At 62.7% G+C, this 22,689-nt stretch carries 11 protein-coding genes; 1 reads left to right on the top strand and 10 read right to left on the bottom strand.

The features are described from left to right. Window positions 1–5: 5 nt before the first annotated feature. From ACFSR7_RS34940 to ACFSR7_RS34920, 5 genes are all read right to left on the bottom strand, one after another. On the bottom strand, window positions 6–3,233 hold the full coding sequence (locus tag ACFSR7_RS34940) for a glycosyl hydrolase (protein WP_378169249.1): 3,228 nt from the start codon (window positions 3,231–3,233) through the stop codon (window positions 6–8). After that, the gene (locus ACFSR7_RS34935; RefSeq protein WP_378169248.1) at window positions 3,230–5,440 is read right to left on the bottom strand and encodes an alpha-L-rhamnosidase C-terminal domain-containing protein; all 2,211 of its coding nucleotides are present in this window, start codon (window positions 5,438–5,440) and stop codon (window positions 3,230–3,232) included. Before ACFSR7_RS34935 ends, ACFSR7_RS34940 begins: the two co-directional genes overlap by 4 nt. 37 nt (window positions 5,441–5,477) lie before the next feature. Continuing rightward, window positions 5,478–6,293, bottom strand: coding sequence for a carbohydrate ABC transporter permease (locus ACFSR7_RS34930; protein WP_378169247.1), 816 nt, complete (start codon window positions 6,291–6,293; stop codon window positions 5,478–5,480). An 11-nt stretch (window positions 6,294–6,304) separates the two neighbouring features. Beyond that, the gene (locus tag ACFSR7_RS34925) at window positions 6,305–7,183 is read right to left on the bottom strand and encodes a carbohydrate ABC transporter permease (RefSeq protein ID WP_378169246.1); all 879 of its coding nucleotides are present in this window, start codon (window positions 7,181–7,183) and stop codon (window positions 6,305–6,307) included. Between the two features lie 87 nt (window positions 7,184–7,270). Further along, window positions 7,271–8,899 carry an ABC transporter substrate-binding protein gene (locus ACFSR7_RS34920; protein ID WP_378169245.1) on the bottom strand — a complete coding sequence of 543 codons (1,629 nt, stop codon included), beginning with the start codon at window positions 8,897–8,899 and terminating at the stop codon, window positions 7,271–7,273. A gap of 372 nt (window positions 8,900–9,271) precedes the next feature. Here ACFSR7_RS34920 and ACFSR7_RS34915 point away from each other — a divergent pair, with 372 nt between their 5' ends. Then, on the top strand, window positions 9,272–10,339 hold the full coding sequence (locus tag ACFSR7_RS34915; protein WP_378169244.1) for a LacI family DNA-binding transcriptional regulator: 1,068 nt from the start codon (window positions 9,272–9,274) through the stop codon (window positions 10,337–10,339). A gap of 528 nt (window positions 10,340–10,867) precedes the next feature. On the opposite strand, the gene ACFSR7_RS34910 is transcribed toward ACFSR7_RS34915, so the two are convergent. The 5 genes from ACFSR7_RS34910 to ACFSR7_RS34890 form a co-directional block, all read right to left on the bottom strand. Then, a complete protein-coding gene (locus tag ACFSR7_RS34910) occupies window positions 10,868–13,504 on the bottom strand; it encodes a heavy metal translocating P-type ATPase (RefSeq protein WP_378169243.1) in 2,637 nt (878 codons plus the stop codon). A gap of 86 nt (window positions 13,505–13,590) precedes the next feature. Next, on the bottom strand, window positions 13,591–13,947 hold the full coding sequence (locus tag ACFSR7_RS34905) for a metal-sensitive transcriptional regulator (RefSeq protein WP_378169241.1): 357 nt from the start codon (window positions 13,945–13,947) through the stop codon (window positions 13,591–13,593). Window positions 13,948–14,167: 220 nt separating this feature from the next. Next, a complete protein-coding gene (locus ACFSR7_RS34900; RefSeq protein WP_378169240.1) occupies window positions 14,168–19,027 on the bottom strand; it encodes a discoidin domain-containing protein in 4,860 nt (1,619 codons plus the stop codon). 14 nt (window positions 19,028–19,041) lie between these two features. Further along, on the bottom strand, window positions 19,042–20,682 hold the full coding sequence (locus ACFSR7_RS34895) for a response regulator (protein WP_378169239.1): 1,641 nt from the start codon (window positions 20,680–20,682) through the stop codon (window positions 19,042–19,044). Further along, complete coding sequence (locus tag ACFSR7_RS34890; RefSeq protein WP_378169237.1) at window positions 20,660–22,561, bottom strand: sensor histidine kinase; 1,902 nt, start codon at window positions 22,559–22,561, stop codon at window positions 20,660–20,662. Before ACFSR7_RS34890 ends, ACFSR7_RS34895 begins: the two co-directional genes overlap by 23 nt. Window positions 22,562–22,689 lie beyond the last annotated feature (128 nt).

Genomic DNA, 22,689 nt, shown 5'->3' with positions numbered 1-22,689 from the left:
CCCCGCTATGCCCCGCTTGGGTTCCGCGACTGCGCGGGCAGCTTCAATCGCAAACAAGGCGCTGCCAACCCTGCCGGCACGAGCGCGTATGCCTCGCTGTATGCCTCGCCCGTCGTGAGCCAATTGCCCGGCGCATAGTAGGAAGTAAGCACCGGCAGCTGATGGAGCGGCCCGAACGTGTTACGCCGCGTCAGCATCCATTTTACTTCAAGTCCGCTCCCCCCCGAGACCGGCACTTCGTACGGATGCCAGACCACGGTTTGCGCCTCGCCGCCCGCTTTAACTTCCGCTTCAGTCGCCGCTTCCGTCTCTTCTTCAACTTCCGCTGCCGTCGCCGCATCCGCTTCAACTTCCCGTATGACGATCGCGGCCGCGCCTTCGCCGAACGCGGCGTAAAGTTCGCCGCCGACTTGCGCCTTCCCGATCGCCTCCGCCGCGCGCGCCATCTCTTCCCGGCCGATCCTGTACACGATCGCCCCGCCGTAAAAAGGCAGTCCCTGCGCGGCGACATCGCCCGCCTCAAGCCGTTCCGGCAAACGCGTCAGCTTAGGCTGTGTCCCGTTCAGGACGACGCCGAAGCTGCCGAGCAGGTACAGGTTCTCCAGGTCGAATTCGGCGTGCAAGTCCGCCGATACCTCAAGGAGGTTGCCGCCCTGCCGCAACCGCTCAGGCGCGATGCGCAGCTTGACGAAGCAAGGATCGATCCACCACCCCGCTGAGACGGACGTATCGACCACACGGCCGTTCAGCTTGATCTGAAGCAGCTCAGGCCTTTCCGCCGTCAAATACAGCTCGCCCTGAGGCGGCACCTCGACTTCAAATGCAAAGCGCAGCGACAACCGCGCACGTTCCCCCGCCGATTCGGCCAGGTATTTACGCCGATACCAGGGCTGGATCATGTCGCCGGCCCGCAGCGGCAGTCCGAGCTCGCGGCGCGCCGCGACGTCGATCCGCAGCACCTCCTCGGCCGGACGCCATTCGCCGTCGTCCAGGCGCCATTCGGCCCGGTCGAGCACGCAAACGTTGAGCTCCTCCAGCGTGTATGCAAACGGTCCCTCAAACGGTACCTCCGCCGCATCGGCGAGCCGGACCGCCGCTGGCAGCGCCTCCTCCGAGACGACCTGACCGTCGGTCACGATGAAGACGCGTTCGCCCGACGGCGGAAAATCCGTCGTCAGCACCAGCTCGCCGCCCTCGCGCACGGCCTCCACCGCAAAGCGCTCGCCCGTGAGGCAGTTCCACTCTTCGACGGCCGCGACGCTCGTCCCGGCCCCTCCGACCGGCAACCGAATCGTGACATCGCGCAGCCCGTTCGCTCTGTCCATGTTCATCAGGACCACGATCGTCCGGCCGTCTGTCTTGCGTACTTGCGCGTGAATACCCGGCAGCGGCGCACCGTCCGCGCCCGTTGCGGATACGATGCCGGCACCCGCCCGCAGCAGCCCCGCCAGCTCCGCCGTCTCGCAGCGGATCGCCTGCCCGCCGGCGGCTAATGCGCACGCCTCGCTCGGCAGCGCATCCACGTAGCCCGGCGCTTCGCCGGCGAACACGACCCGGCCGCCAGCCGCGGCGAACCGCTCGAGCAGGTGCAGCGTATCGCTCCGGATCGTCGTCATGCCGGACACGAGCACCGCGCGATAGACCGCGCGGCCGACCCGAAGGCGCGGCGTCCCGTCTTCCCCCGTTTCGACGCATGCCAGCCTTGACATCATTTCCTCGTCGCCGTAGTCGAAGTCGATCCGTTCCCCCGCCAGCAGATGGTACAGCGCCTCGAACTTGCGCTCGAGCTCCTGAACCGCCGGCGACACCGCCGACAGACCGCGCGACCAGCCGGGATACGTCTGGCACCAGACGCTCTCGACCGGATGGACGACCAGCAGCTCGCACGCCGGCTCTCCCTGCGACAGCAACAGTCCGAGCCGTGCGTAGTAAGATTCCACGATCTCGTACTGCCGCCACCAGGCGGACTGGTAGAAAATGCTCGCCGGGTAGTCTCGTTTGGCCTCGCCCGCCATCGTGTACCAGGACAAGTGATGACAGCGGAGGTTAATGCCGAGCAGCGCCTGCCAGTCGCCCACCGCCTTGTGCCCTTGCAGCGTCATCTGCCAGCCCGTACAGCCGTACAGCTCCGACATGAGCCAGGGCCGCCCGAGCTGGCGCGCCGCGGACGAGAGCTGCTTGACGATCCAGTAGTTGACGTTGCCTTCGGTCAGCACGTCAACGCCGGGATGGCTCATATGCTCGTAAAAGCGCATAACCGAGCCGACCATCGCGGTCTGGGCCGTCAGGCTGTCCTCGTGCAGCGTGTGTCCGGTCAATGCGATCCCGTTCGCCTCGCACCAGTCGCCGATCGGCTTCGCGAAGTTTTCCATGAACAGCTCGCTCAGCAGCTCGGCGTAATGCCACTTAACCTGCGAGACGGCTCGGCCTTCGACCTGCAGAAACAGCTCCGGCAGACGCGGCGCCAGCTCGTAGCCGAACCGCTCGCGGAAGCGGTCGAACAGCGATGCCGTCCAGGGCGCGAGCCATTCCGGATCGGGATTGGCGAGCCCGAAGCCGTCCAGCAGCGCGCCACGGTGAGGCTCGTCGGTAAAAATGCCTTTGATGGAGCGCCCCAGCCGATCGCCGCACGCATTTTTGTAGGCTTCATGGGTCAGCTCGATAAAGCGGTCCACGGCCTCGCGGTTCATCGTGTCGACGTATGTGTAGCCGTTATAAAAGCTCTCGCTCGCCTGCTCTTCGACGGTAAAACAAAGCGCCCACCGGCCTGGCGCGGGCCGCTCTCCTTCCGCAAGCTGCCGCACCTCGCTCGCGGCGACTCCGTCAAGCGCGCACTCGAACAAGGCAAGCGGCGGCTCTTCAGGCGGGACGAATTCCTCCGCGACGCTGACGCGCAGCCGGATGAAATTCCGGCGGTAAGCAGGCTCCCGCGTAACGAGGCCGCCGGCGGTTCCGCTTGGCCATCGGTCCTCGTCGTACAGCCACGCCTCCATGCCAAGCCGCTCAGCCTCGTCCGCGCACGCGTTGATCAGCTTCATCCATGCCTCGCCCATGTATTCGGTCGCCAGCCCCGTCCGCGAATGCATGAAGAAGCCCCCGAAGCCCATCTCCTTGAGGACGCCGATCTGGCGGATCAGCTCCTCCTGCCGAAGCTCGCCGTTCCAGGACCAGAACGGCTTGCCGCGGTAATCGATGGGCGGACGCTCGAACTGTTCCTGCAGCAGGCCGCTCATCTCGATCCGCTCCTTTCCGATTGCGCCTCCAGCGGTTCGCCGCCCCGGCGCACCAGCGCCGCGACCCCTGCGACGACGACCTCGACGCCTGCCGGAACGTGAATCTCGCCCGTCATTTCTCCCCCCGTCTCGCGCCGCCACGCGACGGAGATCGTACCGCGCGGCGTGTGCACGGTGCCCGAGCAGCGCGAGATTCCGCCGACAGCCGTCGGCTCAAAGCGAACCGCCGCGAATCCGGGCGACAGGCAAGTGACGCCCAATGCCGTCTCGGAGATCCACTTGACCGGCGTGCTCGACCAGGAATGGCACAGGCTGATCCGGTACGAGCCGTAGGATTCGTAGGTCGTCAGCGCGTCGTGGTAGTCGTCCCCCGCGTACGAATCGGTGTAGGTCTCCCAAAAGGTCGTGGCGCCGCGGTCAAGCATGCCGCCCCAGACCTGCTCGATGATGCCGTAGGCACGCTCGTGCATGCCGTACCTGGAACAGCATTCGGCGAACTGATAAGCGGACAGCGGCGTCACCGGATCGCACAGCTCGTAGCCCGAGAGAAACGCCCGCGCCCGCTCCTCGCCCACCATCCCTGCCAAGATGCCGAGCACTTTGACCGCCAGTCGATTGTCCGGCCGCATAAACTCGTCCTCGTGCGTCAGCGGCTGCGGAGGCAGCTGTCCGATACCGAGCGCAGGCAGATCAGCCGACAGCCTGCCTAGCGCGGAGAGCGTCATGCCGTAGATCGCCTGCAGCCCCGAAGCCCGTTCCTCCGCGGTCAGCGGCACCCATTCGATCAGGATGCTGCCCTCCGGCGACAGCCGGCCCGTCGATTCATCCGTGTTTTCGAACACCCATCCGGCATGACGCCGCAGCGGTTCGCTCATTTCAAGCGCAAACGCGCGGTCGCCCGTATAAAAAACATATTCGGCCACGGCCTGAATCCACCACAGCGTGTATTCGCAGATGCCGTTCATCCATTTGCCCCGCGGCGTGCCCTCTCCCAGCTCGCGGAGCGCGCGCCGGATGACGGCTGTGTCGTCCCACAAGAAATAGCAAGAGCGCGCCGCCATGTACAAGTCGAACGTCCAGTTGAGCCGGTCGCGCTTGATGCCGTCCCAGAGCCCGATCTGATGGCAAATCCGGCTCGTATGGGCGGATACGTCATAGACGAGCGGCAACCGGGTCGCGTCCGACGCGAACGAGCCGGTCTGCTCCAGCGCGACCTGCACCGCCTCGAAGCGGACCGATGCGGCCAATGCCGCCCCCGCCCCGCCGAGGAAAAACAGGCGCACGAAGCGCATGCCTTGCGGCAGCGTATGAAGCGACTCGCCCGGCTCCGCGTTAAACCATTCGGTGATGCAGCCGTCATAGCGCTCGAGCTCCTGTATCGATTCCGCACCGTTCCAGAGCACGGTCAGCGCCGAAGCGCCTTCGTTGACGAGCCGGATTCTCGCATTGTGCTCGCGTCCCAGATCGATAGTCGCCTGGGGGAGCGAGGCCAGGTCGAGCCGCTGCTGCGCCTTCCTGCGAAGCTTCCATTCGTTCTGCTTGCGGAGATGGTAGAACAACTCCAGTCGCTCCGGTACCGGCTCCTCCAGCGGCGCTCCGCCTGTACCGGCCAGCGTGCCGCCGAAGCTCCAAGCGCCGGCGCCCTCCGGCGAAGCGTCCACGCCCGAGCGCTCCGGCACGGTCGGATCCTCCAGCGGCGTCGCGACGATGTCGCCGAAGCCGCCGCGCACGAACCAATCCGGCGACGATTCGAGGTCGCCGAACGGCTCCTCGCCCAGCAGGGCGACAACGTCCGCGCGTTCGCCGTCCGCGAGCCAGTCCTCGCCGCTTGGCAGCCACAGACCTTCCCCTTCTACGAATCCGATAAAACCGACCGTGCGCGCGTGCAGATAGGCATTGACGTCCGCGATCGGATAAACCTCGTGCGCTTCGATCTGAACGCTCAGCGTGTGCCGGCCCGCCGGGATCGACGCGGGGAACCCGGCGACGCTCGCAAACGCTGCGGACGCTGCCGGAGATTCGGCGATGCGGCCGACGATGTCGCCGTTCCAGCGGACGACGGCCTCGCCCGTAAGCGCCATGCGAAACGCGGCGCCCTCTACGGGCGCATCCGCATTCAGATGCGCGGTCAGCGTCAAGCTGCGTTGTTGATGGCGTTCCCGGTGCCAGATCCACTTGGGAAGCGCGCGGTTGTTTGCGATGTCCAAGGTCAGTCAGCCTCTTTCCGGGCAATTCGGTACGCGCTCACGCCTTTACGGCGCCGGTGACCATGCCTTCGATGTAGTACTTCATACCGAACAGAATGAGCAAAATCGTAGGCACGCTGCCGACGATATAGGCGGCGAAGGACAATCCGATGTCCGTTCGTCCCGACCGGTTGAGCCCGACCGCGGCCATCGTAAACGTCTGGTGCTCCTGGCTCAGCACGATAAAAGGCCACAAATAATCGCTGTATACCGAGAGGAAAGTGACGATGGCGACGGTGACGAGGATCGGCAGGCTCAGCGGCAGTGCAATCCGGGAGTAGACGTAGAATTCGCCGCCGCCGTCGATCCGGGCCGCCTCGAACAGCTCCTGGGGCAGCGATTCGTAAAAGGTGCGGCACAGCATGATGCCAAGCAGCTGCGTACCCGCGATGTAAGGCAGAATCAGTCCCAGATAGCTGTTCGTGAAACCCAGATTGTTGATAATCGCGTAAAGAGGTACGATGTTGAGCAGCGAAGGAATCATCATGACGCCGATCAGCATCAGATACAGCAAGCCTCGCAACGGGAAGCGGTGCCGGGCGAAAACGAAGCCGGACAGCGAACCGAGCAGCACGGCGCCCAGCACGGTGACGAAGCAGACGTATAGCGAATGGCCGATGCTGGCTTTGACTGCGTTCCAGGCGGCCGAATAATTTTCCCATTTGAGCGCGGACGGCAGACCCCAGAAATCGACGAGAATCTCGATCTGGTCCTTGAACGAAAAATAGATGAGCAGAAAAAAGGGCACGAGCGTAGCGACGAGAAGCGCAACAAGCACGGCGGAGCCCGCCCATTTCGACATGCGCGCGGTCATGGCAGGACCTCCTAGTAGTCGGTTTTGAGAAACTTCATATTAAATAGCGTCAGCGCGAGAATAACGAGGAACAACGAGACGCCGATCGCAGAGCCGTAGCCGTACTGCGAGCTGCCGAACGCGGCGTTGTACATGATCATCGCCGGGTTGGTCGTCGCGACGCCCGGGCCGCCGCCCGTCATGACCATGATCTTGACGAAGTCTTGCAGGCTGCCGATGATCGTAAGAATGGTCACTACTTTGAATTGGGGCACGAGAAACGGCAGATGGATTCGGGTGAAAACCTGCCAGCCGTTCGCGCCGTCGATCCGGGCCGCCTCGATCTGCTCCTGGCTCATATTGCCGATTGCCGCGTAGAAGATCAGGAACGGGAGGCCGGCGATAAATGGGAAATTGTAAAAAACGATTGCCCATAGGGCAGTGCTGTCTTCGCCAAGCCAGGCGTGCGTCCAGCTCTCCAGGCCCGCGAGCGTCAGCAGCTGGTTCAGCAAGCCGTTGTTCGGGTCGTAAATGTTCTGCCACAGCAGAATGGTCACGATGCCGGGCAGCAGCATCGGCAGTATGAATCCGGTTCGGAACGTGTATTTGATTCTCGGCCCGCCGATTAGGAAGATTAGCTCGGCGGCGATCAATGGAAATACGATCGCTTTGACGACGTCCGTCAGCGTGTATATAACCTGGTTGACGGCGCCTGTCCGGAAGCTCGAATCGCTGAACATGGTCCGGAAGTTTTGCAGCCCGGTCCACTTGGACTGCACGAGATTCCAATCGGTGAAGGAATGGAAAAAGGCGAGGATGACGGGATAGTAAAGAAAGACGACGATAAACAAAAAGGAGGGCAGGAGAAACAAATAGGACAGCCCGTATCTTTTCCATCGCGCCGTATTCATGGCATCAGCTCCTTTGAAACGGGACTCGCGCCGGCCAAAACGTCCGGGAGCGCCATCGGGCGCCCGCCGGACCGCTTGCGCGCGGGTTTAGGGATTCGTCTTGGGATCGAGGTCGAATTTGTTGTCCGCGATGTACTTTTCGTTCGTCTTTTTCGTGTATTCCGCCTTCTTCTGCAGGAACTGCTCGAGCGTGATCTTGTCGTTGTAGTATTGCAGCTCCAGCGACTTCCCTTCGGCGGTCGCGTTAGGCTCGGCGGCCGGGTTGCCGTTGGCGATCTGGCCGATCGAACTGTTCATGTTGCCTGCGACCTTAAAGCCGTCCAGGTACGAATTGACGACATCCGGCAGCGTGACGCCCTTGACGAGGCTCGGTCCCTGCACGAACTGGCCGGCGTCGATCGTCGTCGTGAATACCTTTTGCGCTTCCTCCGGCGAGTACAGGAATTGCAGGAAATCTTCGGCGCGCGCGACCGTGTCGGCGTCCTTCTTGTTGGTGACGGCGATCTGGTGTCCGGGGACGAGGATGCCGCGCGGATCGCCCGGGAAGTTCGGATCGGCTTCCTTGAAGCCGGGGAACTTGAAGGTGCCCCATTCGAAGCCCTTGTCGCCCAGCGCCTGCTGATCCTTGAGGATCTGGCCGACCTGCCAGCTGCCGTTCCAGTAGGCGGCAGACTTGCCCGAGATGAACAGCTGATACGCGTCGGCGTCCTTCATCGTCGCGTATCCAGGCTGCAAATACATCGACAGCTGCTTCAGCGTGGACCATATTTTCTGCTCCGCCGGACCTTGCGCATCGTATTTGCCCGACTTCCACAGCGCCATCGTCCGTTCTGCGTCGACGACCGCGCCGATGTCGAAGAACGGGTCGTTCGGGTCGTATTTGACCTTGCCGTTGATCGCCTCGACCTCCGGCGTATTGCGGGCGTCGCCCGGCTGCACGATAATGTCGGGAATCAGCGAACGGTTCGCCCAATCCTCGAACGCGCCCACCATCCAGCCTTCGTAGTCGGAGCCGGTCGCTTGCGACATCGAGAGCGGGATGATCTTCTGGTCCTTGAGCTTCTGCAGGTCTGCGAACAGGTCCTCCCAGGTTGCCGGCACCTCGGTGATGCCCGCCTTTGCGAACAGGTCTTTGTTGTAATAGAAACCCGTACCGACGAGATCGAACGGCAGCATGAAGATGTCGCCGTCGGCGGTGTACGCGTAAGGCCAATAGTCGCCGTTAATGCCGTCGTAAAGCGTCGTGCCATTGTTGTAGGCATTGGGCGCCTTCACGAAATCGTTCAGCTTCAGGATGTAGCCCTTCTTCACGTTGTTGGCGGGCGTATCGCCGAGCAGGTTGGCATGCACGATATCCGGCGCATCGTCGCCGCCTGCCGCCATCTTGGCCTGGAAGGACGTCTGGTAGGTCGTATTGTCGGATACGATGTCGATCTTGACGGTCGTCTCCGGATGAAGCTTCTGGTAGTCCGCCGCCGCCAGCTGGAGGCCTGCCGTATAGTAGTTGGTGATCGTGGAGAAAACGATCGTCTTTTTGGCTTTGGGCTCGCCGGCCGATGCGGAGGCGGACCCGGAGGCGGATACAGATGGCGACGTTCCGGCGTCCGAAGCCGATGGCGAAGCATTGCCGTTGCCGTTAGAGCCGGAGCAGGCCGAGAGCGATGCGACGGCGAGCGAGGAAGCGAGCAGCAGAGCCGTTTTTTGACGAACATTCATTTGTGAAGTTCCCCTTTCCAAATGAGTTTTTTATAAAACGTTTTTATGAATCGGTGCCATACAGCGCTAAAATTCGAGAAAAACCGCTGCGATTACGGAATTCGTCTCCGTTGACGATTGCCTCCGTGCTCGTTTTTCGCGCTGTAAGCCCTTTCAATTCCCTTGCACATTCAGCATAGCATTTTCCGCAACGTGTTCTCAACATTAAAATAAAACGTTTTTATTCACTCAAAAAACCGCGCTGTATAAGCATTTTCGAGAATAAAAGGAATTAAAACAGTGTTAATTTGGGCGTGTGTGGCTGAATTCGCTGCCTAACAAAGCCGGTTATATGTTATATTGATAAAAACGTTTTTAGCGAGGTTGTAGCCGATGGTCACAATCAAAGATATTGCGCGGGAAGCCGGCGTCTCCATCTCGACCGTCTCGTTCGCGTTTAACGGCACGGCGCCGGTCGCCCCCGAGACGAAGGCCCGCATCATGGAAGTCATCAAACGGCTTAACTACCAGCCGAATTCCGCGGCACGCGGACTCGTGACGCGCAAGACAAACAGCGTCTGCCTGTTCACGCCGCATCCCGCCACCGACTTTTTCTCCTTTTCCGGCAATAATGGCTTCAACGGCCTGCTGCAAGGGATCGGCGAGGTGCTCGACCACAAGGATTACAACCTGCTGCTCGCTTGGGACAGTCTCGGCCATAAGATTAAGACGCCCAAGCTCGTCAAGCTGATGCGCGAACGGGCGATGGACGGCGTGCTGATCTGCTTGCCCGAGCACGATTTTCAGACGATCGAAGAGCTGACCGAGCAAAACTTTCCCGTCGTCATCGTAGGCAGCAACAGCCAAGCGAACCGCGTCAACTCGGTGGACGTGGACAATTACGAGATTTCGTATAAAAACACCCGCCATCTTCTTGGACTCGGCCATCGCCGGATCGCCTTCATCAGTCCCGGACCGCTTAATTACCTGGTATGCGAGGACCGGTACGAGGGCTTCAAGGACGCGATGGAGGAAGCGGGACTGCGGCTTAGGGACGACTATTTGTACATCGGCGACGAAAAGGAACAGAGCGGCTACAAGGCCGCGGAGCGCTTCCTGACGCTGAAGGAGCCGCCGACGGCACTCGTCGCGGGGCGGGATGCGCAGGCGGTCGGCGTCATCGATTACGCCAGGGCGCACGGCGTCTCAGTACCAGGCGAGCTCGCGATCGTTAGCTTCGAGAACAGCGCCGCAGCCGTCAAGTACGGCATCTCCTCCGCCACGACCAACCTGTACGAGATCGGCAAGGAAGGCGCGCGTCTCATGCTGAAGCTGCTCGGCCGCAAAAAAGACCGGGCGCCGCAAAACGTCGTCATCCCCTCCGAGCTGGTCGTGCGTGAGAGCTGCGGTGGGCGCGCCGAGGCTCTAAAGAGCGACGCTGAGACGGACGAGGACAAGTGAGGCGCGTAAGAACCGTCAGGGAAGATCGCCGATCGCCCTGACGGTCATTTTAGTTTGGCGGAGATCCGAAACTGGATTTGCGCTGGGCAGCCGTCAGTCGTTCCGGCGGCGCGGCCGAGCTGTTCCGATGGCGTGACTGACTGCCGTTCCGGTGGCTAGGCCGTCGCTCCCTCGCGTCGTTCTTTCGCCACAAAGCCTGCAAATATACATCTAATTTTGCTGATGTCGACCCTTTTTGAAAGAAAAGATGCGAAAATGCAGTTATTTTCCTCCATCAGCCGGATTTCCGGCTCGTATTTGAAAATTAACTGCATATTTGCAGGCATTTCAACACCTGCCGTTTGTCGGCAGAAAATACATGTATAGATGCAGGCTTTCTACGCGCCGATCTTGCGGGCTTGATTAATGAATTATAAAAAAGAGATGAGACAGAGCGACGCTCTGTTTCATCTCTTTTGCAGTACATGTTGGTTAAGGACGTTGGTTAGCGGTTCGGGCATCAGGTGGAGCATCGGCCAAGGACAACGGTTACGGACGCAGCTTCGCCCGCTGCAGCCGCAGCGCGTTCAGCACGACGGACACCGAGCTCAGCGCCATCGCCGCGCCCGCGACCCACGGGGCGAGCAGGCCGATCGCCGCGACCGGGATGCCGATCGTGTTGTAGCCGAGCGCCCAGAACAGGTTTTGACGGATGTTGCGCATGGTAAGCCGGCTCATCTCGATCGCGTCCGGAATGCTCGCGAGATCGCCGCGCATGAGCGTCACGTCCGCCGCTTCCATCGCGACGTCCGTCCCCGTGCCGACAGCCATGCCGACGTCGGCCGTTGCGAGCGCGGGCGCGTCATTAATGCCGTCGCCCACCATCGCGACCTTCCGGCCCGCCGCCTGCAGCTTTTTCACTTCTGCAGCCTTGCCCTCCGGCAGCACCTCCGCCAGTACGCGGGAGATGCCGACCTGGGCTGCGATCGCCGCGGCCGTGCGGGCGTTGTCCCCGGTGATCATGACAACCTCGATCCCCATCGACCGCAGACGGGCCACCGCCGCGGCGGAAGTATTTTTTACCGTATCCGCTACCGCTATGATACCGGCGTAAGCTCCGTCGACCGCCGCGAGCATCGCCGTTTGGCCCGCTTCCTCGAATCGCGTCATCGCCTCCGATGCCGCAACCCCGACCGCCACGCCCTCCCCTTCCAGGAGACGGCGCGTGCCGACCAGCACCTGCCTGCCCTCCACGACGGCACGAACACCGTAGCCGGGCAGCGCCTCGAACGACTCGGCATCCGGCATCGCGATGCCGCGCTCCCGGATTCCCGCCACGATCGCTTCCGCGAGCGGATGCTCGGAATTTTTCTCCGCGGCGCCAACGAGACGCAGCAGTTGGGAGGCCTTATCCCCTTCGCTCAGGTCTGCCACCGTCTGCCGGGCCTTATCCCCTTCGCTCAGGACTGCTCCCGCCTGCCGGGCCTTATCCCCTTCGCTCAGGTCTGCCACCGCCTGCCGGGCCTTATCCCCTTCGCTCAGGACTGCTCCCGCCTGCCGGGCCTTATCCCCTTCGCTCAGGTCTGCCTCAGCTTCCGCTGTTTCATCTGCGAAGATGACGTCCGTCAATTCCGGCTTGCCCCGTGTGACGGTACCCGTTTTATCCAGGACGACCGTATCGATTCCCTGCGTCATCTCCAGATGCTCGCCGCCCTTGAACAGGATGCCGAACTCGGCAGCCCGACCCGAACCGGCCATAATCGAAGTCGGTGTCGCTAGACCCAGCGCGCATGGACATGCGATGACCAGAATCGCAATCGCCTTCTCCAGCGCCCCCGCGAAGTCCCAAGGCTGTACGAAGAAGTACCATATCAGAAACGCCGCGACTGCGATGCCGACCACGATCGGCACGAAGATGCCGGAAATCACGTCCGCCACGCGCTGAATCGGCGCTTTGGAGCCTTGCGCTTCTTCGACGACTTTGACGATCTGTGCGAGCGCCGAGTCCTTGCCGACCTTGGTCGCGCGAATTCGGAGCCGTCCGTTTTTATTGATCGTCGCGCCGATGACGGCATCGCCAGCCCTTTTACCGACCGGCAAACTTTCCCCCGTCAGCATCGATTCGTCGACGGAAGACTCGCCCTCGATGACTTCGCCGTCCACCGGCACCTTCTCGCCCGGACGGACCAGCACGACATCGCCGCGTACGACCTCTTCCACCGGAATCGCGAGCTCCGCGCCTTCTCTTATTACAAGCGCCGTTTTCGCCTGAAGGCCCATCAGCGATTTGATCGCCTCGGACGTGCGGCCTTTGGCCATTCGCTCGAACCATTTCCCCAGCAGCACCAGCGTGATCAGGATCGCGCTCGTCTCATAGTACATCGGCGGCGCGTGGTGCACGCTCATTCCCATGGAAGCCCAGTCGATCGTCAGGTACAAACTGTAAAAATAAGCGGCGGAGGTGCCGAGCGACACAAGGACGTCCATGTTGGCGCTGCCGTTGCGCAGCGCTTTGTAGGCGCCGACGTAGAAGGCCCAGCCGATATAAAACTGCACAGGCGTCGCCAGCGCCAGCTGGAACCAGGGATTCATGAATAGCTCCGGCACGTAGATCCATGCGGTAAAAGTAAAGTGGCCGACCATGCTCCAGAGCAGAGGCAACGATAATGTGGCGGATAGCAGCAATTTGCGAAGTTGGCGGCTGCGCTCGGCTGCGCGGCGATCCGCCCCTGCGTCGTCCGCTTCGCCGCGTTTCGGCGTCGCCTTGTAGCCCAGTTGCTCCACCTTATGCTGCATATCGGCGACCGATACCGCCCCCTGCACGTATTCGACCCGGGCCGTCTCCAGCGCCAGATTGACGGACGCGGCGCTGACGCCCGGCAGCTTGCCGAGCCCCTTTTCAATCCGGGCGGCGCAGGCTGCGCAGGTCATGCCTTCAATCGTGAAGTCCGCCGTCTCCTTCGCAGTATCGTAGCCCAGCTTGCGGATCGTTTCCTCCATTGCGCCGATGCCGACGCGCGCCGGATCGTAGCTGACGCTCGCCTTTTCCAATGCGAAGTTGACATTGGCCGCGTCGACGCCTTCAAGTTTGCCAAGCCCCTTCTCGATGCGATTCGCGCAAGCTGCGCAGGTCATGCCCGTTATAGCCAATGTTGCCTGCTCCGTACTTTTCGAATTCGACTCCACTTCGTACAATACCCCCCAACCCTATAATTTTACCCATAAGAAAACGGCGAATCCGCCGCGGATGGTTCATTTAGTTAAAAAGCCGTTTACTTGATAAGCTTGTTCATCGTCGTCATCAACTCGGCCAGCACGTCCGTGTCGCCCTCCTGGATCCGCTCGACGACGCAGCTCTTGAGATGATGCTCGAGCAACAGCTTGCCGACGCCGTTCAACGCCGATTGCACGGACGCGATCTGATTCAGCACGTCGTCGCAATACGTATCCCGCTCGATCAGGCCTTTAATGCCCCTCACTTGTCCTTCGATGCGATTCAGCCTGCTGATCAGACTGCTCTTGACCTTGTCCGAGTGGTGGCTTTTGCGCTCCGCGCCCTCATGGTGACAGGACTCCGCCTCGTCGCCGGCGTCGGGAAGCGGCGTAAACGCTACTGGATTATCGCTCATGATCGCAGCCTCCTTCTATTGCAGCAATTATACTCCCCCACCCTATATAAAAGCAAGCGCAAATCGCGTAAAAGGCGGACGGTTTGACCCGGGCCGTCCATTTCTTGCGATCCTCCACCCGCGCCCCCCTGACTGATTCTCCTTCGCTTGCCTGTCCGAGGGCGCAACGTTCATCCTTCGGCTTGCAGCCGCGCCTCGCCCTCGAACCACCGTTTATCCTCTATTGCAGCACCTTTAACTCGCGAATTTGCGTCGCACCGTCCCAGCCGCTGGAGATGACCAGCTTGACGTACCGGGCCGACTGCGCGGGGAAATGGTATTTGGCCGCATTCTCGTTGTTGTTCTGCGCCGAATATACCCGTGTCCAGTTCGTCCCGTCCGCCGACACCAGAATATCGAACTGTTTGGGTCCCAGTCCGCCGGCATGGCCGACCGGATTCCAGCGCGGATATAGCTGCACCGCCCTAAAGCTCTTGACTGTGCCGAGATCGAGCATGATCCAGTTCGGACTGCCGACGCTCGGGCTGCCCGACGGCGCCCACAGATCGCTGTCGTCGTCGACGATGCCGTTGATGACCTTGGACGCTTCATGGCCGGATTGCTGCGAATTGGCCGTCGCCTGCGAGACGGGCAGCTCGACATACGGCGAATACCAGATCGCTTCGCGGAGCGCCGAGCGGATGTCGCTGTAGCCCTCCGTCACCTGAATCCGCGCATAGCGCGCATCGGTCGCCGTAAAGGAATACTGCTGCGATCCGTTGCCCTGGTTCGTCACAGCAAGCGCCGGCGTCCCGAACGTCACCCCGTCGGTCGAGGTGGAGACGGTAAAGCTCTTCGGACCGACGCCTCGCCACTCCAGATCGTCGAGCGCGATCCAGGCATAGGCGCTGCCGGTATTCGCATCCGCCGCTTCGAAATACACGCGCTCGCCGACAAGCGTCGAAACGTCCCACTCCTGCCTGACAAACGTATCGCTCTGCGGCGGCGCGGCCGTTTTCACAATCGTATCGTCCGACGCCCGGCGCAGTCTGAACGCGCTGCCGCTGCCGCCGCCCGACTGTCCGTCCCAGCCCGCCGCGAGGAACGACATCCGCGAGCTTTCGACGACAAACGGCTGCGACTTCAGCACGCCCGTCGCGGATTCGCCCCCTGCCATAGAGTCCGCCCACCAGGACAGATGCGGTCCGCTGATGCCGCTGCGGCTGCTCGTCGGTCCGGCGCCCCACGCCGTCCCGCCCGTCGTCCAGCCGAGATAGCTGCCGGCCTCGAAGTCGCGGTTATCCGCCTGACGCAGATGGTCGAGCGCCATCCAGGCGTAGCCCGTCCCCGCATTCTGGTCCTGCAGCTCGAAGTACACCTCGGTCCCGATATAAGCGCTCACGTCCCATTGCTGCGTGACGAAGTGATCGCTCTGCGGCGGCGAATCGGTATGCAGGATCGTATCGTCGGACGCCCGCTTCAAATAATACTTGTTGGCGCTGCCCCCGGACGGTCCGTCCCAACCGGCTTTTTCGAATAAGAGCAGCGGCTTTTCAATGACGAACGCCTTGGAGCGCAGCTTGCCGGTGCGGGCTTCGCCGTCGCCGATCGCCGAGTTCTGCTTGGCCCCGAGCGCCCGCGTGTCGGCGAAGTATTGTCCCTGTGGATTGCCGATATGTCCCCAATCTGTCGAGCGGGACGAAGGCGAGGCCATCAGCGCGTCGCCCGTCGCCGTCCAGCCCTGATAGTTGCCGCGCTCGAAGCCGAAGTTGTCGTCGTAGCGCAGATCGTCTGCCGCGAGCCAGGCGTAGCTGCCGGAGCCGTTGCCGTCCTTGATCTCGAAGTACGCTTGTTCGCCGACCAGCTCCGCTGCGTCCCAACGTTCGACGACGAACGCGTCGCTCTGCGGCGGCCGGGCTGAGCGCAGCACCGCGCCGTCGGATGCCCGCATCAAATAGTAATAGCTGTTTGAACCGAGCGACGCGCCGTCCCAGCCTGCCTTGCGGAAAGTGATCGACTCTTTGCCGATCGTAAATGTGGGGCTGCGCAGCGTGCCCGTCGCGCTCTCGCCGCCCGCGATCGAGTCGGCCCACTTCGCGCCGCGCCAGCCCTTCAGCGAGCCGTGCCCCGCCGCCATCGGACCGCTGCCGAACGCGGTCCCGGTCGTCGTCCAGCCGAGATCCGCATAGCTGCCGAACTCGAAGTTCACGTCCGCGATCGCGCTGCCCGGCTCCATATCCGATTCGGGGAACAGGTCGAGCACACCGATGCGCCGACTTTGGCCGAAGTCGAACGTGATCGTCGCCGGATCGCCCGCGCTCGCCGGACCGCCGTCCCAGCCGTCGCCCGCCGATTTCCTGCCGTTGACAGCCTGCTTGGCGCCATAGGTTCGATCGGCCCGGTTGGCCGCGGCCGTCTTGACGGGGATCGACGAATAGGGATAAAAGTTCAAGCTGACGTCCGAGCCGGACGAGATCGTATAGTCGACGCGCAGCTCTCCCCCGCCGAGCGACGTCTCCGTCGCATAGCCGCCGTCGACATTGCGCCACGGGGAGACGGCGAACAGCTCGGCCTGCCGGCCGTTCAAGCGGTTGTCGTGCGCAATGAACAGGCTCTGGCCGGCGGCCGAGTCCGCCGTATTGGCGACGACGGTGAGCGGCTTGCCCGTCACCTTGTTGATGCCCGCATAGGCGACGTTGAAGCGGTCGGCATCGAAGCGAACAGGCCGGTAGACGCCCTTGCCGTCGAGATAGTCGCCGAGCAGATGCCCCATCACTCGGTCCTGGAACAGCTCGGACTGGTTCACGGGAATCGTCGTGAACAGCACATGACCCGCGCCGTAGGCATTGTCCGCCATCAGCGTATGGCCCGCCTCGTCCTGCAGCACCGGCGTCGCGGTCGACGCCAGCGCCCCGAATGCCTGGCCCTGACCGGGATCGGCGGCGAAGGCGAACGCCTGACCTGCATCCAGCGAGGCCAGCCAAGACGGCTTGGCCGATACGACGCGCGCATAGCCGCCGCTGCTGGCGACGGCGGTCGTCCCTCCCGTCATGCCGGCCAGCCAGTCCGACAGGCTGTTGCTGCCGGAGACGCTGCGGTCGTTTTCGACCGTATAGTTCAACGAGCCCTTGCCGAAAGCGATCAAGATGCCGCCGCCCGCCACCCAGCTCTTGATCGCATCGGCCGCCGCCCGCGACGTGACCGTGTAGCTGCTGTTCGGAATGATAAGCGCCTTGTACCTGCTCAAATATCCATCCTCGATGAAATAATCGTCGATGACGTCGGGCTGCGACAAATACCGGGCCCAGTTGCCCCAGCGCGGAGTGACATAGCCGGGCGAATAGTCGGCGTTGTAAATGTCCATGTAGTCCCGGTTGCGATAGCCCTTGCGGTAATGCGAGGTGAGGATCGAATTGAAGATCGCCGTCTCCGTCTGGTTGTCGTACTCGGGAATCATGTCCGTCAGCCGGTGAGCGCGGCTCGCGAACTGCGTATAATGATCGTTGCCCGCATAGTCGGTGCCGCTCCAGGTACCCGTCGTCGTGTTGTAAGCGCCGAAGTCGGAGCCGACGTAGACGCGGTGATACGAGTCGACGCCGCTGACGAGCTTGTTGAAAAAGGCGTCCTCCGCCATTTTGTCGGTCTGAATGTTCGTATTGTCGCTGGTCGTCTTGAGGCCGTATGCCCGTTGGTAGGCGGGCAGATGCGCGGTGCCGAAGTTTTCGTCCATGATGCTGTTGCCAAGCACGCCCGGCTTGTAATCGCTGAGCAGTCGGCTCGTCAGCCCGATCGAGGCGCCCGTCTCCATCGGATTGTGAATGAAGCCGCCGTCGGTCTCCAGCTTGATCGGCTTGCTTGTCCACTTGCGCATCTCCTGCAGCAGCTCGTTCATGTAGGATGACAGCGAGTCGTAGTAAAACTGCATGAGATCGGACCAGCTCGTGCGCAAATCGATGTCCGTCGTCATGCTGCGGTTGGGCAGCGGCGGCTGAACGGCCGGCCAGGATGCATAGGAGGTGCCCCAGGCCGCATTCAACGCAGACAGCCCGGCATAGTGGCTCTGCAGCCAAGTCCGGAATTTGCCTTTGGCGAGATCGTCGTACAGATACAGCTTCGGATCGGTCAGGGACGGCCCCGGATAGCCCTCCACGCCGCCGTAAAAGCCGGGACCGGAAATATCGAACATCGTGACATACGGATTGCGGTCGTAATAAGGGACGGCGTGCGCGATGAATGCCTTGAGCTTGGGCAGGACGTCGTCGCTGAAAAGGTTGATCGTCGTCGTGCTCGCGGCGCCGTCCTCGTTCACCATCGCCGGGTACAGCTCCGGCCACAGATCGGACGGCAAACCCGGGATGCCAAGATGGACGTCGATGCCGCGGGTGGCGAAGCGGTCGATCAATGTATCGAGATTGGCGTAGCTGTAGTTGCCGGCCACCGTCAGATCGCCCCCCGCCGGCATGACGCCGGTCGTGCCCTGGGCGGCCAGGAACAGATTGACAGCCTGCGCGCCCGTAGCCCGGATCTTGTCAAACCCTTGCCCGGTCGTCGCGGAGAAGTTCAGCATATCGCCGGCCGTGCCCGCATAATCGATCGTGGCGTCAAAAAAATCCGGGTACAGCATCGCCTCCTGGATCGCGCCGCTGCCGTAAGCCGCGGTAACCAGCAGCTTGACATAGCGGGCGTTATGCGGTTCGAATACATAATAATCATGCCCGTCCTTGCCGCCCGACACCGTCAGCCGCGACGTGTAGGAGATGCCGTCCGCAGAGGTCTGCACCTCAAAGCTCTTGGGCCCCTGGCCCGCGCGCGGCCACAGCTCCAGCGCCCCGACCTGCCGGGACGCGCCCAGGTCGAACAGAACCCACTGCGGGCTGGAAGCGGTGGGAGCCGAAGCGGGCGACCAATAATTTGAAGCGCTTGCATAATTGCCGTCGTAGGCCTGATCGGCGCCGTGACCTGCGGCCGAGCCGGATGCCGCGACCGAGGATGCCTGCAGCCTGGCGTTGCCCGCATGCGCCCGCTCGCCGGCGGGCATGCAGACTGCCGCCGCCAGGCATGCGGCCAGCAGCGCACAGGCGACTCTGTTTAATTTGATCATAATCGTCCTCCTTCTTATCGTTGAATCGACAGATGCTGCTTGTATTCCGCAGGCGTCATGCCTGTCGCTTCCTTAAATATGCGACTGAAGTGCTTCCAACTGCCGTAGCCGACCTGCTCCGCAACTTCGTATACTTTGACGCCGGGGCCGGACAGCAGCTCTTTGGCCCGCTCGATCCGCTGGCCGGTCAGAAATTCGAGGAAGGTGCCGCCCGTCTGCTCGCGGAACAGCCGGCTCAGATAGCTGACGCTCACGCAGACCTCTCGCCCGATGTCGGCCAGCGACAGCGGCTCGTGCAGACGCTCGCGTATGTACTGCTTGGCCCGTCGGATGATCTGACCCTCGCGGCGCCCGGTCGACAGCAGGCGGAACAGCTCGCTCGCCCGCTCCGTCATGAACCGGCGCAGCTCCGCCAGGCTGCGGCACCACAGCAGCTTGAACAAAAACGCGGAAAAATCGTAGGACACGGCCGGGCTGACATGATTGTACGTCTTGACCTTCTCGCTCAGCGCCAGCAGCAGCGTGTGGCTGCTCCAGATGAGATAGCCGATGTCGCCGCTTTCTGCGGCCGCATCGAGCAGACGCTCGAGCTCGCCGTAGATGCTCTCGAAGTCGAGCGTCTCCCACGCCGCATCGATACGCGACAGATCGAGCCGGTAGTCGCGCTCGTCGAACGGCCGCCGGGCGTACGCGAACCTCTCGCCGGGCGTCAGCATCCGGCCCGCCAGCGCGGTGCAGGCATGCAGGTACAGCGTATGGCCGTGCCCCGGCTCGCAGCGCGTGTCCGAGATGCCGATGCCGTAGACGCGGCCCGCGGCTCGGCCGTGCGCACGAATCGCCTCCGCGATCGCCGCAGTCCGGCTCGCAACAGCCACCTCGCTCTCGCCGTAGAGGCCGACGATAGCCGCCGTGGACGGCTTGACAAGGCCGGTGAGCAGGTAGACGTCTCCGGACTGCGCGGTCGCGATGGCGCGCAAGACCGCGCCAAGCTCATCGACGCCGGACATTTGCGAAGCTGCAGGCCAATCGCCCGCAGAGGCTTCGCCCCGGTCCGGACCGAGCAGTGTCGTCGCTGCCGGCTCGGTGTCGGCTTCCGGTCCACTCCATGGCTTATCCGTGCCGTCCCATGCCCCGCGGACGGGACCGCCCGTGCCATCCCATGCCCCGCCGACGGGACAGCCCGTCCCGTCGGCCGCATTGACGTCGATCGCCAGCATCGCGGCGCAGCCGCGCTGCTCCTGCCGAAACCGCTCCTCGTCCATATAAATCCGCGCCTCCCTGCTCCCCCGGCAGCGCTCTCGCAGCCGCTCCAGCACCGCCAGGAGCTCCTCCTCGCGCACCGGCTTCAGCAGGTAATCGCATGCGTCCAGCTTCAGCGCGCGCTGGACGTACTGAAATTCCGAATAGCCGCTCAGCACGGCCGTCTGCAGCGTCGGGCAGCGCGCCTTCGCCAGCTCGATGAGCTGCAGACCGTCCATCCGCGGCATCCGAATATCGGTCAGCAGCGCGTCGACCCGGTGCAAAGTCAGCGCCTCGAGCGCCTCCTGCCCGCCGGCGCATACGGCGACGACGCGGCAGGAGGAGCCGCTGCGCTCCAGCATGACGCGCAGTCCTTCGCGGATCTCGACCTCGTCATCGACGATCATGATGTTCATCGCCGCTCTCCTCCTCTCCCGCCGCCCGCTCCGCCGGCAGCCTGAACGCGACCAGCGTCCCGGCGCCGGGCGAGCTGTCGATCCGAAGTTGCGCCAGATCTCCGTACAGCAACTGCAGACGCTCGTAAATGTTGGACAGGCCGATCCTGGCCTCGCCGCCGCCCGAATCCCGCATCAGCTCGACGACGCGGTCGAGCTGCTCAGGTTCCATGCCCTCGCCCCCGTCGACTACGGATCCGACGAGCAGCTCGCCCTCTCGCCGAATCGAGATAAAGATGCGGATACAGCCGTCTTCAGGCGAAGCGCCGTACTTGACTGCGTTCTCGACGAGCGGCTGGATAAGGAAGCTCGGGATGAGCAGCCCGTCGACGTCCGCGCCGATTTCGCATTCGACCGCCAGCCGATCGCCGAACCGGAGCTGCTGCAGCTGCAGCCAGTTGCGCACCAGCTCGATCTCCTTGCCCGCGGGCACCTTGTCGTCGTGCCGGGTGCACTGATAGCGCATGAGATCTCCCAGGCTGACGAGCGCCGACTCGGCCTGCGAATAGCGGCCGCGCACCATCGTCATGCGGATGCTCTCGAGCGCATTGTTCAGAAAATGCGGGTTGATCTGGCTGCGCAGCGCCCGGATCTCCAACTCCTGCTTCAGCAGCTTGCCCTTCAGCAGCTCCTGGACGAGCATCCGGATGCGCGTTACCATCCGCTCGTAGGCTTGCCACAGCAGACCGACCTCGTCGCGCCGGTCGAAACGCCGGTCGGAGCGGCGGATGACATGCAGATGGTCCTCGTCGAGCTTGTCGAGCTGGCGGCTCAGGTAGCGGAGCGGATGCGTGATGCCGTAAGCGATCGTTCGCACGGCGACCGCGGACAGCAGCAGGGCGGAGAGCACGACGAGCATCGTCCGCTCGCCGATCTCGCGGATGCCGCGCGTCAGATTCGGCAGCGGGATGGTGCTGACGACCGTCCAGCCGGTCTGCTCGGAGCGACTGTAGCTGACGAGCCGGCGGCTGCCGTGCAGCTTCACGACGCGCGAGCCGGACGCGCCGGATACGTCGGACAGCGCGAGGCCGTAGGCGTCGTCCCACCGCTGTCCGAGCAGCGACGCATCGTCCGCGTAGACGATGCTGGCGCGCTCGTCGATGGCGTATACTTGCGAGCCGGCACCCATGTCCATCCCGCTCAGGATGTCGCCCAGCGCGCCGAGATCGCCCGAGATTTGCACGATGCCGCTGATCTCGTCCTTGCTCTGCCCTGGCACCTGCTGCATAATCGTGAACGCGTAAGGCGCCAGATTGGGCCGCTCCTTTTCGAAAAGCACCTCTCTGCGCGTGCCGGTGATCCACAACCGCAGTCTGGCGTTGTCGGCATACCACGGCTCCCGGCGATAGTCCCGTTCCGTCCAGCTTCCCCCGCCGTTGCGGCCGCGGATATAGGCGTAGCCGTCGCTGCTGTAGTAGATGATGCCAAGCAGTCGGTTGTCATAGCCGCGGCTGACGTACTGGATCGCCCGATTGAGCAGCAGCGAGTTGTTGATCGTCGGCTTGCGGCCCTCTTGCGCCCAGACAGACTCGAATTCGTGGAAATAGTCGGAGTACGGCGTCTTCAAAATTTCCTGGGCGATGCTGATCATCTGCGCGACATACGTGTCAAGATGCAGGTTGACCTGCACGAGCGTCTGCGGCACGAATTGCTGAATCTCCCGACGCATGGCCCGCTCGCTGGAAATGTAGGAGCTGACGCCGAGACTGACGATGACCGTGGCGAACAGCGCGGCGAACACAACCGTGAGCTTCAGGGCGAGCGGCCATGACTGGAAGCGCATCCAACTGTGAATTTGCGAGAGCATCTGCGGCCTCATCCTGTCCCGTTTTTCGTCCATTGTACCGCGCCTTCCGCGCGCAGGAGAAGCCCGGCCGCGCGGGCCGCCGACTTTCCCGCGCCCGTTCGCCGGCCGTTCAAGCGAGAGTCGTCCGATACAGCTTCCCCGCGCCCGGTCCGCCGTCGTCT

The organism is Cohnella sp. GCM10020058 (assembly GCF_042683485.1).
GTDB lineage: Bacteria > Bacillota > Bacilli > Paenibacillales > Paenibacillaceae > Cohnella.
Note: the sequence above shows the minus strand (reverse complement) of the source record. Positions and strands in the feature narration are given on the sequence as shown.